Origin of the sequence: Psychrobacter sp. JB193 (genome assembly GCF_002285555.1) — a bacterium.
Taxonomy (GTDB): Bacteria; Pseudomonadota; Gammaproteobacteria; order Pseudomonadales; family Moraxellaceae; genus Psychrobacter; species Psychrobacter alimentarius.
Genome location: NZ_NRGY01000001.1, coordinates 860,726 through 876,800 on the forward strand (window position 1 = coordinate 860,726; position 16,075 = coordinate 876,800).

Annotated in this window: 14 protein-coding genes; 6 read left to right on the plus strand and 8 right to left on the minus strand. The window is 43.5% G+C overall.

Annotated elements, in window-relative coordinates; all coding sequences use genetic code 11:
* Positions 1–20 precede the first annotated feature (20 nt).
* The 4 genes from rlmN to CIK80_RS03690 form a co-directional block, all read right to left on the minus strand.
* Positions 21–1,250: a 23S rRNA (adenine(2503)-C(2))-methyltransferase RlmN gene (gene rlmN / locus CIK80_RS03675; protein WP_179288318.1), complete on the minus strand. Its 1,230-nt coding sequence runs from the start codon at positions 1,248–1,250 to the stop codon at positions 21–23.
* Positions 1,251–1,576: 326 nt separating this feature from the next.
* Positions 1,577–2,008 (minus strand): nucleoside-diphosphate kinase, encoded by a 432-nt coding sequence (gene ndk / locus CIK80_RS03680; RefSeq protein WP_095568914.1) that lies wholly within the window; start codon positions 2,006–2,008, stop codon positions 1,577–1,579.
* A 334-nt stretch (positions 2,009–2,342) separates the two neighbouring features.
* Positions 2,343–3,632 (minus strand): adenylosuccinate synthase, encoded by a 1,290-nt coding sequence (locus CIK80_RS03685; protein WP_095568915.1) that lies wholly within the window; start codon positions 3,630–3,632, stop codon positions 2,343–2,345.
* A 184-nt stretch (positions 3,633–3,816) separates the two neighbouring features.
* Positions 3,817–5,124, minus strand: coding sequence for an ATP phosphoribosyltransferase regulatory subunit (locus CIK80_RS03690; protein WP_095568916.1), 1,308 nt, complete (start codon positions 5,122–5,124; stop codon positions 3,817–3,819).
* 508 nt (positions 5,125–5,632) lie between these two features.
* On the opposite strand from CIK80_RS03690, the gene CIK80_RS03695 reads away from it, so the two are divergent.
* The 3 genes from CIK80_RS03695 (at position 5,633) to CIK80_RS03705 (ending at position 9,196) form a co-directional block, all read left to right on the plus strand.
* The gene (locus tag CIK80_RS03695; RefSeq protein WP_062844061.1) at positions 5,633–6,022 is read left to right on the plus strand and encodes a DUF2237 domain-containing protein; all 390 of its coding nucleotides are present in this window, start codon (positions 5,633–5,635) and stop codon (positions 6,020–6,022) included.
* Between the two features lie 58 nt (positions 6,023–6,080).
* Positions 6,081–7,295: a magnesium/cobalt transporter CorA gene (gene corA / locus CIK80_RS03700; protein WP_095568917.1), complete on the plus strand. Its 1,215-nt coding sequence runs from the start codon at positions 6,081–6,083 to the stop codon at positions 7,293–7,295.
* A 227-nt stretch (positions 7,296–7,522) separates the two neighbouring features.
* Entirely contained in the window at positions 7,523–9,196 is a 1,674-nt protein-coding gene (locus tag CIK80_RS03705; protein ID WP_095568918.1) for a chromosome condensation regulator RCC1, read from the plus strand.
* Positions 9,197–9,368: 172 nt separating this feature from the next.
* On the opposite strand, the gene folD is transcribed toward CIK80_RS03705, so the two are convergent.
* Positions 9,369–10,250 (minus strand): bifunctional methylenetetrahydrofolate dehydrogenase/methenyltetrahydrofolate cyclohydrolase FolD, encoded by an 882-nt coding sequence (folD, locus tag CIK80_RS03710; protein ID WP_095568919.1) that lies wholly within the window; start codon positions 10,248–10,250, stop codon positions 9,369–9,371.
* Positions 10,251–10,616: 366 nt separating this feature from the next.
* Here folD and rluB point away from each other — a divergent pair, with 366 nt between their 5' ends.
* Positions 10,617–11,537, plus strand: coding sequence for a 23S rRNA pseudouridine(2605) synthase RluB (rluB, locus tag CIK80_RS03715; RefSeq protein ID WP_062844039.1), 921 nt, complete (start codon positions 10,617–10,619; stop codon positions 11,535–11,537).
* A 189-nt stretch (positions 11,538–11,726) separates the two neighbouring features.
* On the opposite strand, the gene CIK80_RS03720 is transcribed toward rluB, so the two are convergent.
* From CIK80_RS03720 to CIK80_RS03730, 3 genes are all read right to left on the minus strand, one after another.
* Positions 11,727–12,284 (minus strand): hypothetical protein, encoded by a 558-nt coding sequence (locus tag CIK80_RS03720; protein WP_095568920.1) that lies wholly within the window; start codon positions 12,282–12,284, stop codon positions 11,727–11,729.
* A gap of 68 nt (positions 12,285–12,352) precedes the next feature.
* Positions 12,353–13,060, minus strand: a complete 708-nt coding sequence (locus CIK80_RS03725; protein ID WP_257011678.1) for a hypothetical protein — start codon at positions 13,058–13,060, stop codon at positions 12,353–12,355.
* A gap of 33 nt (positions 13,061–13,093) precedes the next feature.
* Positions 13,094–13,852: a hypothetical protein gene (locus CIK80_RS03730; RefSeq protein ID WP_257011679.1), complete on the minus strand. Its 759-nt coding sequence runs from the start codon at positions 13,850–13,852 to the stop codon at positions 13,094–13,096.
* Positions 13,853–13,986: 134 nt separating this feature from the next.
* Between CIK80_RS03730 and CIK80_RS03735 the strand changes: the two genes are divergently transcribed.
* On the plus strand, positions 13,987–14,589 hold the full coding sequence (locus CIK80_RS03735; protein WP_095568921.1) for a LysE/ArgO family amino acid transporter: 603 nt from the start codon (positions 13,987–13,989) through the stop codon (positions 14,587–14,589).
* Between the two features lie 209 nt (positions 14,590–14,798).
* Positions 14,799–16,019 carry an acetamidase/formamidase family protein gene (locus tag CIK80_RS03740; RefSeq protein WP_095568922.1) on the plus strand — a complete coding sequence of 407 codons (1,221 nt, stop codon included), beginning with the start codon at positions 14,799–14,801 and terminating at the stop codon, positions 16,017–16,019.
* Positions 16,020–16,075 lie beyond the last annotated feature (56 nt).

Genomic DNA, 16,075 nt, shown 5'->3' on the forward strand with positions numbered 1-16,075 from the left:
ATGTAGTGCACAAACACGTCTTAAACACTTTCACGGTCTTTGATACTTTGTTGCCAAGCCGCCGAGCGGCGAGTACGATCAGCGACCTGCCCTACTAATTGGCCACAAGCGGCATCGATATCATCACCACGAGTTTGGCGAATGGTACAAACAAAACCGGCTTCACTCAAGATATTGCTAAACGCATGAATACGGTTGTTGCTTGACTTGTCATACGGCGCGTGCGGGAAAGGATTGAATGGAATCAGATTAATTTTGCTTGGCAACCCTTCCAACAAGGCAACCAGCTGCTTTGCATGCTCATTGCTATCATTGACGCCATCCAGCATGACATACTCAATCGTCACATGTTTTTTGTGGCGCGGATTGACGTCATAGACGTAGTTTTTTGCAGCAGCGATCAGCTCATCTAACGGATATTTTTTATTAATAGGCACTAATTCATTACGCAACTCATCATTGGGTGCATGTAATGAGATAGCCAAAGCCACATCAATGTCTTGTGACAACTGATACATTTTTGGTACGACGCCTGACGTCGATAACGTCACACGGCGTTTTGACAAGCCATAAGCATGATCGCTCAGCATGATTTCCATTGAACCAACCACTGGCTTATAGTTCAATAACGGCTCACCCATACCCATCATTACAACATTGGTCACGTTATTTTCCCATAAACTGTGGTCAACGTTTTCTAAGCTGTCATTTCCATCTGTCATATAAGAGGCATTGGCAACCCAAAGCTGACCGATAATTTCAGCCGCACTCAAGTCACGCTCAAACCCTTGTTTACCCGTACTGCAAAAACTACAGTCTAGTGCACAGCCCACTTGTGAGGAGATACACAATGTCTTGCGGCCGTTCAACTTACTATCATCTGCTGGAATCAATACGGTCTCAACCAACGAGCCGCCCGTCACTTCAAACACCCACTTACGCGTGCCATCATCACTGTACTGACGGTGAATCACTTTAGGTGGAACGACACACGCATTGAGTGATAATTTGTCACGCAATGATTTGCTCAAATTGGTCATTTGCTCAAAATCTGTCACGCCATGCTGGTATATCCACTTGATCACCTGAGTAGCACGAAATGGCTTCTCGCCGATACTCTTGAAGTAGTCAGCAAGTTGCGCTTGGGTCATGCCGAGTAGATTGGTTTTTGCCAGCGTCTCATCTACCAATTTGATGCTGTCTGTAAGCTTCGCAGGAATATGCTGGGTCGGTGTTTGTACAGTTGACATAATAGGTAACCTTTTTGCATGAGCGTGAATGATCGATGCAATTATTAATATAAACGTTGCTGTATGTGATGCATGAGCAATCCGTTATCAGCGCAGGCTTTATTGATTCGCATCCTAGATGATAAAAACTCAATAAAGTTATACTGCTAAGGGATTGATAACGCTAGTGAAACACAATAATGAGGGAGAAAAGCACTAATTTCAATGAAACCAGTCATTATTATAATCGTTAAAACGGCTTATACCCATAAGATATAAGCCGTTTTGCGAAACTAATTATTAATAAGGACTAAATCAAACAATAGCCATATCAATAATTGCCGCTATTAACGCGTACGTGCACATACTTCATCATCATTGAAGAAGTAGCTGATTTCACGTTTGGCTGATTCAGCTGAATCTGAACCATGAACAGCGTTTTCATCGATGCTGTTAGCGAAGTCCGCACGGATAGTGCCTTCAGCGGCTTCTTTAGGGTTGGTTGCACCCATGATTTCACGATGTTTAGCGATGGCGTTTTCGCTTTCTAATACTGATACCAATACTGGGCCTGACATCATGAACGATTTTAGATCATTGTAAAACGGACGCTCTGCGTGCTCTGCGTAAAAACCGCCTGCTTTTTCATCATCAAGTTGTAGCATTTTTGCTGCAACGATTTTTAGACCAGCTTCTTCAAAACGGCTGTAGATAGCGCCGATGTGGTTGCCAGCAACAGCGTCAGGCTTGATGATAGATAGAGTACGTTCGTTAGCCATGAAAAGCTCCTAATAAATAATAAACTTAATAATAAATGAAATAGTTACTGCTTTGTTTTGTCTGTAGCCACTATATTGGCATGTGTCGATTCAATCGACTTATGGCTTGGCAATCAAAAAAATGAGCGCCAACTTGGCCAATATAGGATTGCTGCCTATTATAATGATTAAGGCTATAAATGATAGGGTTAATTTATGATTGTATCTTGCATAAAAGTAAACTCAGTAGGCACCAATTATTTATAAAGTCATGATATCTCACACAAACGAAAACCCCAGTGCTGAGCACTGGGGTTTTAGGAGTCCATACATACTGATCTCAACGCAAATATTATTACGCGTCGTACGGGTCACGTAATACGATTGTCTCAGAACGATCAGGACCGGTCGAGATAATATCAACAGGACAACCGATCAAATCTTCGATACGCTTGATGTATGTCTTGGCATTTTCTGGCAGATCATCATAGTTAGTGATGCCAACCGTTGACTCACTCCAGCCTTGCAGCGTCTCATATTTTGGCGTGACTGACTCATAAAATTCTGCATCGTGAGCACCTGCACACTCAGTTTCTGGTAGGTTATAGCCCACACCGATTAGCAACTCTTCTAAACCATCCAATACGTCAAGTTTGGTTAAGCAGATACCAGACAGTGAATTCAGTACTACGGCACGGCGTAATGCTTCGGCATCAAACCAACCACAGCGACGCGCACGACCAGTCGTTGCACCAAACTCATGACCAACTTTGGCCAAATGCGCGCCAACGTCATCGAACAATTCGGTTGGGAACGGACCACTACCAACACGGGTGGTATAGGCTTTGGTAATGCCAAGTACGTAATCTAAATATAATGGACCAATACCTGTACCCGTTGATACGCCGCCAGCGGTTACGCTTGAGCTGGTGACAAACGGATAAGTACCATGATCGATATCTAGTAGCGTGCCCTGAGCACCTTCAAACATCAAGTTTTTACCAGCAAGACGTAACTGATTCAAATCTTCAGTAACATCAGTGACCATACCAGTGATTTCAGCTTTCCACTCTTGGCAAAGCTTAAACGTTTCATCAAAATCAATTGCGTCGACTTTGTAGTATTCAGTCAATTGAAAGTTATGGTATTCGATTAGGTTACGTAGCTTTTCTTCTAAATCTTCACGGAACAAGTCAGCAAGCTTAATAGCACGACGAGCCACTTTGTCTTCGTATGCAGGCCCAATACCGCGACCTGTGGTACCGATTTTGCCAGTACCACGCTTGGCTTCACGTGCTTGGTCAAGCGCGACGTGATACGGCATGATAAGTGGGCAATTAGGTGAAATACGTAGACGCTCACGGACTGGCACATTGTTGTCTTCAAGCTCTTTCATTTCTTTCAATAATGCGTCAGGTGCTAACACCACGCCATTACCGATAAAACAAGTGACGCCTTCACGCAAAATGCCCGATGGGATTAAATGTAGGACAGTGGTTTTGCCATCGACAACCAAAGTATGGCCTGCGTTGTGACCGCCTTGAAAGCGAGCAACTGCTGATGCTTTTTCGGTAAGTAAATCAACGATTTTACCCTTACCTTCATCGCCCCATTGGCTACCCAAAACTACGACATTCTTACCCATGATCAATCCTTACCTTTATGTATTGAGGTGTGCAATAATGGTTTAAAAACCACGATAATTTTAATAACAGTAACGTTTATAACGTCAAAAACTCATAATAACTTCAAAATCAATGAATCATATTTGGTGTATATTTGGTCAATCAATGACTCAACCAGACCTTAAGCACCCACCTATTTTGTGCTTACAAGGTCTGTAGTTGCCATTGATCATTCACAAGATTGAGCTGATGCGTCACATTGGTGGGACGGTCTTCTGCATTTAATGGCACAGTGACGCGATAACCTTGCTGACGCAAACTCTCAACTTGTTGCAATAGTAGCTGTTTTTGCTCATCGTCAATGGTCTGTGATGCCTCATAATCCACCAATACAATGGTTGGCGCATTAAGCTGAGTATGAGCCAGTAAACGACTGACATCCATACTAAAACCAGTTGCGTCACGTGGCTGATGTCCTGCTAATTGACTGCCACTTTGCATACCATCAAAACGACCACCACGAACCAGTGGCTGGGTCTCACTATTAATATAACCGTTGAAGATGATGCCTGTGTGATAATGATAGCCTGACAACTCTGTCACATCGATACTCACTGCGCACTGCCACTGTTCTTGTAAATGAGTCTTTAGTCGTTGTAACTCGTCAATTGCCGTTACAATTTGGCTGTCTTGTTGAGCAGTTGCAGACAGCTTAGTCAATAGGTTGTCAATATCATGACCAAAGCGTGCTAAGACGTAAAAATCATCACCCATTGGCAAGTTCTGACAGACTTTTTTGAGCTCTGGTAGATTCTTATTGGCATATAAATGCATCAACTGTTCGGTATCAACGTCTTGCAATTGCGCTAACTGAGACAAGCGCTTAAAGATTGCTACATGACCCAAATCAATATGTAGAGCAGCTCTCATATTCAGCGTATTCACCATAGTGAATAACACATCGACAAGCTCGATATCTGCAGCAAGTGACGCGCAGCCAAATATCTCAGCACCAAGCTGTAATGGTGTACGCGAGCCAAAAAGTCCAGAAGGCAAGGTATGAATCACATCACCAGCATAACAGTATCTGGCAATACCAGTACCGCCCCAATGCGCATCAATACGCAAAATTTGCGGCGTGATATCAGCGCGTACACCCATCAAGCGACCAGTAAGCTGATCGATAATCTTAAAAGTTTGACGCTTCAAATCTTCTGAGGCGTCACTTAACAAAGACTCAGTAAACTCAATCATTGGCGGATTTACCAGCTGATAGCCATGTGTAATGAGCTGCTGAGTCAATCGATGTCTAAGCACTTCTTGCTTATGAGCATCTTCAAACAACACGTCCACCACCCCATCAGGCAGTAACCAACTATTGGCAACGTCATTGGCAAAGTTGCTAAAAGAGCGGTTTTGATTGGATATAGCATCACTTGTAGCAGGATGCGTTACCGTTTGATTGGTCGTATTTGACTGGGTGAGTTTCGCAGAATCAGAACTGACAGACACAATAAATCCTTGTTTGGCGTAGCGCTTACCAAAAAACGCGATGCTAATGCGGTACTAAAAATTTGTCTTTATAATGGCAATAATGCGTAGTACGTTTTATTTTTTAACACGCAACATCATTGACCCAATTATTTATAAACAAACTAGGTAGCCGCAAAAGGGTGAGTAATAAGTATAATTTAGAATGATAAGACGAGTATTTTTATACGCCGATAAATAGCGATAAGCTAATAGAGCTTGATAAACCGCCAAGGCACTTTACGCTTTAGTTTAGCATAGCAGTTTGGGTTCGCCTAGTGACAATTGCCACAATCACTATCTAATTGATTCTCTTCAATGTTACAGACCAGATGATTCAAATGCCTCATATTGCATGAGTTTGATCGAGACTAGCAATGCTCAACCTTGGCTCAATCTTGCTTATAAAGAACATCATCAAAGTGTTTAGAACAGCGCCTTCAACGCAGACTCATGTTACACTAACGCATATTTTTATCTCGGAAGCCTCATGTCGTCTGATTATCACCCAAACCCAGCCAACAACCAAACCAATGTATTAGGGACAGCGCTTGCCAGCTGCTGCTTTGACCCGCTTACTGGCTATTATCGCAACGGCTTTTGTCACACTGGCAACCATGATGTCGGTCAGCATACGGTGTGTGCCAAAATGACCAGTGAGTTTTTAAACTTTTCTGCCAGTCGCGGCAATGATCTGATTACACCTTTGCCAGAATATGGCTTCGCTGGTCTTAAGCCTGGAGATTACTGGTGTATTTGTGCCCTACGCTGGGTTGAAGCGCTAGATTTCGATATTGCACCGCAAATAAAGCTCGAAGCTTGTCATGAAAGCTTGTTAAGTTTAGTCGATATTGAAACATTGAAAAGCTATGCACTTTAGTAGCTCAAATTATAAGTTTTGATTATTACAGACCTTTTACTTTATTAAGGGAGGGTGTATGGAAAACAATAACGATCCGTTGATTAAAGAAACAGCGCGTATTGCACCTAACTCCAATGTCACTCGTATTCACGCCAATATGAATGACAAACATCTTTATTTGGATAATGACGACAGTTATATCTATGGCGATGCAGATGCCACAAATGAGGAAACGATCGAGACGATGACTGTCTATGATCCAGACTCAGAGCGTTATGAAGATATTGACTTATCAAGCTCTGGAGAAGTCGTTAACTGCTACTCTTATTCGCGTAAAACGGGTCAAAAACTGGATCAAGTTGCGCTCACTGATGTCAGTCGTGCTTTGAGCAATAACGGTCAGTTTATTTGGTTGGGTCTTTATGACCCAAGCTTAGAAACCATGGTCAAAGTTAAAGAAGCATTTGAGTTGCATGAGTTGGCTATCGAAGATGCCTTCGCCGACCATCAGCGCGCCAAAGTTGAAAACTATGACAATGACATGGTGTTTGTCGTGCTGCGTACGGCGAAGCTTGAAAACAACATTATTCGCTATGGCACCACAGCGATATTTATGGGTAAAAATTACCTGATTACTATTCGTAACGGTCCATCGAACTCTTACGCACCTGTCCGCGAGCATTGCCACCGTCGTCCTGAAAAGCTGCGCATGGGTCCAATCTTTGTGCTACATGCTATTCTCGATTTTATCGTGGATAACTATATGCCGATCACGGATCGCTTGGGTCGCTATTTGCGTGAGCAAGAACGCTATGTATTTACCTACGAGTTTGATAAAGGCACGTTAAAAAACCTTTATGAGTTGAAATCGCAACTGGTCCACATGCGCGCTATTATTTTGCCCGTACAAGACATCTGTAGCTTTTTTATCAATCATAAAAAAAGCGAGCTGTTTTCTGGTTTTTCTCAGGCGGCCAAACCTTATTTTCGCGATGTCAATGACCATCTTTTGCATTCGTTAGATGCGATTAATGGTCTTAATGAGATGCTGAGCGTGGTGATGAATACCTATATGGCCATGGTCAATATGGGACAAAACGAGGTGGTACGTAAGCTTGCTGCGTGGGCAGGTATCTTGGCAGTACCAACGGCTATCGCTGGTATTTATGGCATGAACTTTGACTTTATGCCTGAATTACACTGGAAGTATTCCTATTTGGTTATTATGATCTTTATCGGTTCGTTGTGTGGCTATCTGTATTATAATTTTAAGCGATTAAAATGGTTATAACTTATGCTCAAACACAAGTTATAACCATTTTGACAGAAAACAGTCTCGTCAAAGAAGCTGTTTTTAATTGATAATGATTCTTACTTATAATATGATTCATCGCTATTATTAATGGCTTGCTATCACTCACATCCTATCATGTCAAAAACTAGGCATCAGACTTACTTTTGCCTTACTTGCCCCTCTAGTTTTTGACATGATAGTGCTTCACCTCTATTAAGGTTTTTATGCGTTCATCCTCTCTCATGCAGGCAATGGCCATGGTTGTCATAGCCTTGCTTTTGACTGCTTGTGGCCATGACTCTGATACTGTTGCCGCCATAACGGTTATTGATAGGACACCGCCGTTGCTAACGACTGACAGTGGGTTTGTGGATGGCTATACTGCTGTGGCCGCCGTTTTTGTCTCAGGACAAGTACAGGATAGCAGTGGTATAAAGTCTTTAACTTACACACTGAATGAAGCCCCCGCGCAAACATTAACAGTCGATGCTAAAGGGTATTTTGACGATCGAATTTTGTTGTCCTTAGGCAATAACAAGTTAACGTTAGAGGCCACCGACAATGCAGGCAATATCATGCGCTCAACCAAAACCCTGTATCTTGGTAACACGGTCGCTGCAGGAGGCTCGCATACTGGAGCGCTACGCGATGGGCAACTCTATGCTTGGGGACGCAACAATTATGGTCAAATTGGTCTTGGGTTGACGACCAAAACGACCGATGTGATTGGTCATCCAGACACCCCCATGATCGTAAACCATGCGCCAAAAAATTTGATTTCTATCAATTATAATCAAAACCATTCACTGGCAATCGATCAAGAGGGTCAGGTTTATAGCTGGGGTGCTGATAAGTACGGTCAATTGGGTCGCGGGGAAATAGGTCGCGATGACTGTAGAGAAATCGAAGATTGCCGCCTCGATATCAGTCCTATTGCAGGTATTGATGATGCAGTCATGGTAGCGGCAGGTTATAAGCACAACTTGGTACTTACCAAAGATGGTAGTGTTTGGTCGTTTGGTGCCAATACTCAAGGACAACTGGGTACGGGCTCAAGTGCTTCTAGCAGCACCCCTATTCGTGTAGATTTTTCTAACGCAAATGATGTCGGGCACATTGTACAAGTGGTCGCTAGTGCTAATAGTTCTTATGCCTTGGATGATAAAGGTCAGGTCTGGGGTTGGGGCAGCGATGCTTACGCCAATCTTGGAGACGGCAAAACCTGTACCGCAACCAACTCTTGTCTCAATATTCATGCCATACCTACACGCATACAGGTTCTCGATAACAATCCTACCAAATCCAATGCGACTCACTATAAAGAAAAAATCATTCAGCTTGCTGCTGGTCGCGACCACGTCCTTGCCTTGACTAATACAGAATCCGTTTACGGTTGGGGATTAAATGATACCAGTCAATTGGGCTATAACGGCCAAGCATCCAAAGATACCAAAGATGCGTGGACAGATATTATTGTCACACCGACCAAACTGCCTTGGTTTATTAACAAGGAAGTTCGCCGCATTTATGCCAATGGTCATGCCAGCTATGCATTATTAGACAACGTATCGATGGGTACTGACTCAAAAGCCAATGGCATTGTCTACGCTTGGGGCGCATTTGGTGAGACCGATAGCACTGGCAAAACTGTCTATAACAATTTAGATGAGCCTACCAATAAACTGCTTCATTTAAAAAATATCGACACCATGGCCGTGGGTATCATGCACCTGATTGCTCATGAAAAACCGCGCTCTCAAAACGGCATTAGTGATTCCAAAATCGGTTCTTTCTTGACTTGGGGCTGGAGCTTTGAAGGTGCATTGGGTAATAAAAACACCTCTCATATTTGGATGTACAACACCCCCACACCCGTACATTTACCGAGCCAAATCTGACAGGCAGCCTATTTTTCTTACGCTAATCCAATTAAGAAAAACGACCTTAGGTTCTTTGCTTGCCATATCAATTCGAGTAACGAACCATAACATTTAAGCTTCCACAAAAAAAGGCTACCAACCGTAGCCTTTTTTCGTATTAATAAACTAGCCTTATTAATAACTGGCTAGGCTACTCATCGTTGCTCAGACCTGCTGATTTTTCAGCCGCATCAACCGTTTGGCGAATGAGTGTATTAATAGTCATTGGACCCACACCGCCTGGTACAGGGGTATAAGCGCTGGCGATGTTTTCCATACCCTGCATTTCGATATCGCCGACACCGCCGTTATCTGTTGGGTGAAAACCTGCATCGATAACGACTGCCCCTGCTTTGATCCACTCTGCTTTAATCAACTCTGGCACGCCAACTGCCCCAACTACAATATCTGCGCGCTTAATATGCGCGGCTAAGTCTTCAGTTCTTGAATGACAGATAGTAACGGTACAATTGGCATTCAATAGCATCATTGCCATCGGCTTACCCAAGATGGCACTGCGTCCAACGACAACCGCTTCTTTGCCTGATAGCTCGATGTCGTAATGCGCCAATAGGTGCATGATACCCTGAGGCGTGCATGAGCCATACGCTGACTGCTGCATCGCCATACGACCAAAGCCCAAACAAGTCACGCCATCGACATCTTTTGCTAAGTCAATCTGCTCAAAGCAGGCGCGCTCATCAATTTGCTCAGGTACTGGATGCTGAAGCAAAATGCCATGTACATCAGGGTTATTATTTAGCTCATCTATCTTTGCCATCAGCTGTTCGGTCGTCGTTTCGCTCGGCATCTCGACCCGAATAGAATCCATACCAACTCGTTTACAGGCATTACCTTTCATACGGACATAAGTTGCAGACGCTGGATCGTCACCGACCAATACCGTCGCCAAGCTCGGTGTACGTCCAGTTTTATCCTTAATGGCATCTACGCGTGTACGTAGTTGCTCTTCTATTTGTTTGGCAAGTGCTTTGCCGTCCAAAACGATGGCTGACTCTTGGGCAGTAGACATAATAACTCCAATATAGGAAGCATAAAAAAAGTAAAGACAGCGCTCGCAATTGATTTGCATGCCTGTCTTGTGCTTGAGTGATGTATGAATGAACTGAACGTTTATTTACTAGGAGTATTGTACCTGTCTGAGCCAAATAATCCTAGCGCAGGATAAGATTTACAGGCGGATAAATGGCAGTCATTGACTCGTTAAAGGCAGAGGTTTGGCTAAAAAATCTCATTGAGTATAAATGTAATACCATAATTATTCGTAAAGGGTTTACGTGCTAAAAGGTTAAAAATAGCGTAGAATAGCGGCTGCAAATTACTTTGCTAAAATTTTATACATTGAGAAATGTAAACCCACCGACTCAAGGACATCACTATGAAAGATGAAAAACTACAAAAAGCCCTCGCCCGTATGGGTCTAGGTTCGCGCCGTCAAATGGAAGAAGTGATCAAAGCGGGTCGCGTCTCTGTCAATAATGGCCCAGCAACGATTGGTGATCGCGTCACCCAAGGCGATGAAATTCGCGTTGATGGTCGCCAGATCAAATACACTGCTGAAAACGAGAAGCGTCGCCGCGTGTTGGCATACTATAAGCCTGAAGGTGAAGTTTGTTCGGCCAAGGATCCAGAAGGTCGTCCAACCGTCTTTGAGCGCTTGCCAAAATTGACTCATGATCGCTGGGTCATGGTTGGACGTTTGGATATTAACTCCACTGGTCTGCTCTTGTTCACCAATGATGGCGAAATGGCGCATCGTTTGATGCATCCATCAAGCGAAGTGACTCGCGAATACGCTGTACGTGTATTGGGCGAAGTGACACCTGATATTGCTCGAAACTTGACGGCTGGTGTGATGCTAGAAGACGGCATGGCACAGTTTGAAGACATCAAAGAAGGCGGCGGTGAAGGCGTCAATAAATGGTATCACGTTAAGCTAAAAGAAGGACGTAACCGTGAAGTGCGTCGTCTATTTGAGTCGCAAGGCCTTAAAGTGAGTCGTCTATTGCGTACGCGTTACGGTACAATTGCCTTACCAAAAGAGCTGCGCACAGGTCGTTTCTTAGAGCTGGACAAAAAAGACATCAATACATTGACAGACCTAGTCAGCTTACGCCCACGTTATGGCACGGGCCTACATGGTGCGGCAAAAGAGAAGCAAGAGCGTATCCGCAACAAGCCACTAAAAGCACGTCGTGCAGACAGCCGTGGCGAGAGTAGCAATGCAAAACCTAAGAGCAGCGCAAGCCCTGCCAGCCGCGGTTCACGCAATACTCGTGACCGTAATGACAAACGTTAATCTGTATCTACTTTAAATCTGTTAAAGCGTTAAGGTAAATTCAAAAAAGCTGCCCATGATGATGAGTCATGGGCAGCTTTTTTATGTGGTGTTCTTGGGTCTTTATAGACATACCGTCAGCTCAAGCATTATGACTATTGAAGTCTTAAGATTGTTTAACTCTTATACCCATTCAATAACTTTAACTACTCAATGATCATGGCTATCGAGATACTGATTCATGACTCGTAAATCCTGCAAATGCTGCCTCTCCATTTGCTCTAATAACGTATCCAGACGTTGTTCAATATTGTCTAATACCTTTTGTAGTAACTCACCTGCCTCCGCCCTTTTCTCACCATTCACAGTTTTTGCATTCTTATGCATATGTGTGAGCTGGTAGTAACTGGCCAACACTTCTGGCAATCGAGTATGTAACATCTTGTGCAGCACAAATTGAGACTCATTAACCGCAGGTGTTTTATGCTGCGCTTGTAACTCTTGTTGGTATGCTTGGTAGTGATGTACTTTTTCGTCAATACGCTGTAGTTGGCGCAACTGCTGCTCTGATAGACTCTCCAAATGTTTTTTATTCAGATTTAGCTGCTGCCAGTTTAGGGTCGTTAGAGACAATGGCGCATGGTAATCTTGATACGTGAGTACACCTGGAGAGATGCCGACCGCTTTATGAAATGCATGCCAGCACTTTTTTCCCAAATATAAAGTAGTAATTGTCGTCACAACGCCAATGCCTATTATGATACTCATATACACTCGCTATTTGTTTTTCACTCACACATGTCATCAGATGCTATTTCGCGTTCATTTGTCTTTGGCTAATCGTTTAATCGCTGAGTACTTTTTTCTTGAGTACTTGCTTCTTGAATGTTTTCTTCTTGAGGATTTAGCTCATTAGGGTCACTATTTTTATCCATATTAGGGACTGTATTAGGATTACTAATGTTGCTCAGAGAAGGCGCCTCTACCGTGGTTGTTGGGTCATCAAAGCGACTTTGTAGATATCTATTGGCGACCAGCAGTTTTTGTCCATCTTGATGATAAGAAGCGTTTAATAAATCGTCAAACTGAGTATTGATTGTCTTTAGTATGTCTAATAATGCTTCTTTGCCAGTGACGTTAGAGTGCTTAATTTTTGTCGTATTAACAAGCGCGCCATCCGCCACATCTAAGTCATGCAAGCGGCGATAGTCAGTCACTGCTTGTGGTATATGTGTGTCCATCAGGTTCTGAATCATAATATAAGTTTCGTTGACAGTATCCTTGTCATCAATTTTTCCATCATTATTGGTATCACCATAAATTAGACGCAGCTTTTTGCCTTTTTGGTTGATTTGGTCAAGCGCTGTTTTGACATCGCTAGGCAAGCTTTTTTCGGGAATATAGCCCAATTGCGGCATGGCCGTGTATTCAAGCATTTTGGGCGCTGTGAATTTTTTGATACCGCGATACCCCAAATATAACCCAGCTGCTGGTAACAGCCCGTATAAAACAAACATCACGAACATCGCTGTCATTTGGGTCATCATAGCGTCCTTATGGAATTGGTCTTATATAAACTAGCTTTGGGTGCGACTTTTGACATAACGATGGGTCGATGCCAGACGGTTCATCACGGTTTGATGCAACTCATCTAATAACTCATCAAGCTCATAGTCAATTTCTAAAAACAAATCGGTCAGCATGTCACCTGCCGTCATTTTACCTTGAACCGTACTATTCTTGGTTCGATGTGGACTAAAGCGCTGTAGCTGTTCATAATGATGTAACGCTTCTGGAATACTCTCTGACACCAGCTTATCGATGACAAACTGGCGCTCATTGTGCTGCTGCTGTTGCTGTTCGTTGAGCTCATTGCTCCACTCACGATAGCGCTTTAACTTACCATTGATTCGATCTAATATGGCAACCGCTTCAATCGGCATAGCATTTAAGGTGGCCTCATCAACCACATCAATCAGTTCAGTCATAATCGGACAGCGTCCATATCTTAGATACCATAACGTATCTGGGTCAAAAGGAGGTCTATTTGTGGGGCGCATTTGAGCGCGATTGGACAAATAACGATCCGTCAAAGGCGTGGGTGTTCCAATATCAGTGACTTGTGCTAAAGCATCACAGATACGATCCGCCCGTTCAGGTGGAGTCAGCGTGGAGAGTTGCTGATCTACTTGATTACTTTTTTCAGTCGCTCCAGCCTCTTTAACTTCGGCGTCCTGACTGATACTCGCTCTTTGAGCATTTTCAGCCGCTAGCGTTGGCAAGTCATTCTGCGCTTGTCCAAACGACTGTAGCATTCTTGCCAAACTTACCACCATGGCCCACTTCGCCTCTCATTCATTGTGCTTGTATTGCATACGTAGATTCAATAGCGTATCTTAACAGCTTTTTTTGGCGCTGCCAGTAAGCAAACTGTCAACGTTATTACTCTAAAAACAATAAGCCTACTACTATGAATGCCCCTGATTATTTTTCTGGTTTCTTTCTTGGGCTATCGCTCATTATTGCCATTGGTTCACAAAACGCCTTTGTACTCAAACAAGGGCTCAAACGTGAGCACATATTTTTTGTCTGTCTTTTTTGCGCGGTGAGTGATGCGCTTTTAATCTCAGCAGGCGTGGGTGGTTTTGGCGCAGTCACCGCACGCTACCCTCAAGTGGTCAATATTGCAAAGATAGCTGGCGTCTTGTTCTTACTATGCTACGGCTTACAAAGCTTGTATGCCAGCGTGCGAGTGTCACATGCGATGACCGTCGAGGGACAGGTAGTCACCAGTCTTAAAAAGGCCTTGTTATTATGCTTTGGCTTTACTTGGCTAAACCCACACGTCTATCTAGATACATTGGTGCTCGTTGGCATGGTTTCAACATGCGCCAGTAGCAAGCTCGTGTTTGCAGCGGGTGCCATCACGGCGTCCTTCTTTTTCTTTTTTGCGTTGGGTTATGGCGCGCGCCTGCTGAGACCGCTGTTTGCCAAACCAAAAGCTTGGAACATCCTTGATGCCTTAGTCGGCATATTGATGCTATACCTTGCTTGGCACCTGTATCGCAGTTAATACTACTGAGATATTGTGACGTACTGCACCAAAATCGCTCTTAAATGGTTTAATAGCACCAAATTAGAACGTATCCGAACGTTTGAACATAGATTTTATGGCTGAATGAGTGTTTCTTTACAATGGTATAGAACTTGCCTTAATCAAAGCGCAGTTAAGAAACTTTTGCTCTTAAAAACCATTGCTCTTAAAAACTAAGGATATGCTCTATGTTGAAAAAAACGGCTTTGTCACTATTTGTTTTAAGCACGCTCACTCTATCCCTAGCTCATGCACAAGACTTTCAGGTTCTAAAAGAAATCACAAATAAACCCACTCAACTAAAAGAAGGACCATATAAAGGCAACTACTACGTGCCGTCTACCTTACAAACCATCAGCTGGGGTTATTTGCCAAATAGAGACGCCAAACCGGTGTTAAGTGTGCCATCTGGAAGTACAGTGACGTTTGACACGGTGTCTCATGAAGGCTTACTTGAAGATCAAGGACGCGATGCAGAAAAATACTTTCAATCAAAAGGTGTCACAGCAGATTACGTCTTGGATGAAGCAAAAAAGATAACTGGTTCTGACTTAGCACATGATTTTCATAAAGATGGCCCGCATATTGTGACAGGACCACTTGAAATACGCGGCGCCATGCCAGGCGATATTTTGAAAGTAGAAGTGATTAAAATTGAGCCTCGTGTGCCTTATGGGGTTATCTCTAATCGTCATGGCAAAGGCACCTTGGTGGGAGAGTTTCCAAAAACACTGCAGCAAAAAAACGCCTCGACCGCTCATCCTGAACGCTTCGGTAATGTCTCCGTCTTTACGCCGATAGAAAAAAACGCCAACGGCAATTATGAAGGCGTCATCAAAACCGAGTCTGGTCCCTCTATCCGCTTTCCACTCAATCCATTTATGGGATTGATGGGCGTGGCCTCAAACACCTCAGAGCCTGTACACTCTGTACCACCAGCAAAACATGGCGGCAATATGGACATCAATGACTTGGGTGATGGCTCAACGGTCTATTATCCTGTACAAGTACCAGGCGCACTCTTCTACACAGGTGACAGTCATTTCGCTCAGGGAGATGGTGAAGTCGCTCTGACCGCACTCGAAGCATCAGCGCGTGCAACCTTTAAGTTCACATTGTTAAAAGCGGGTAAAGACAAAATCCCTGGTCAGTCGATGTCACAACCTTTGGGCGAAAATGCTGAGTTTTGGATGACGCCGGGGTTGGATGAAGACTTAGACGAAGCCATGAAAAAATCGACTCGTGAAGCCATTGGTTTTTTAAATAGAGAGTATGGTATTGATGAAGCATTAGCGTATGCTTATTTGAGTGCCGCCACTGACTTTGAAGTATCACAGGTGGTCGATAAAACAAAAGGCATTCATGCAAAAATTCGTAAGGCAGATTTTAGAGAGTTTAGTCAAGACTAAGTCAAACAAGTCCTTTGTATAAAACAGTAGCAAGCACTTAGCACAGGTATATGATT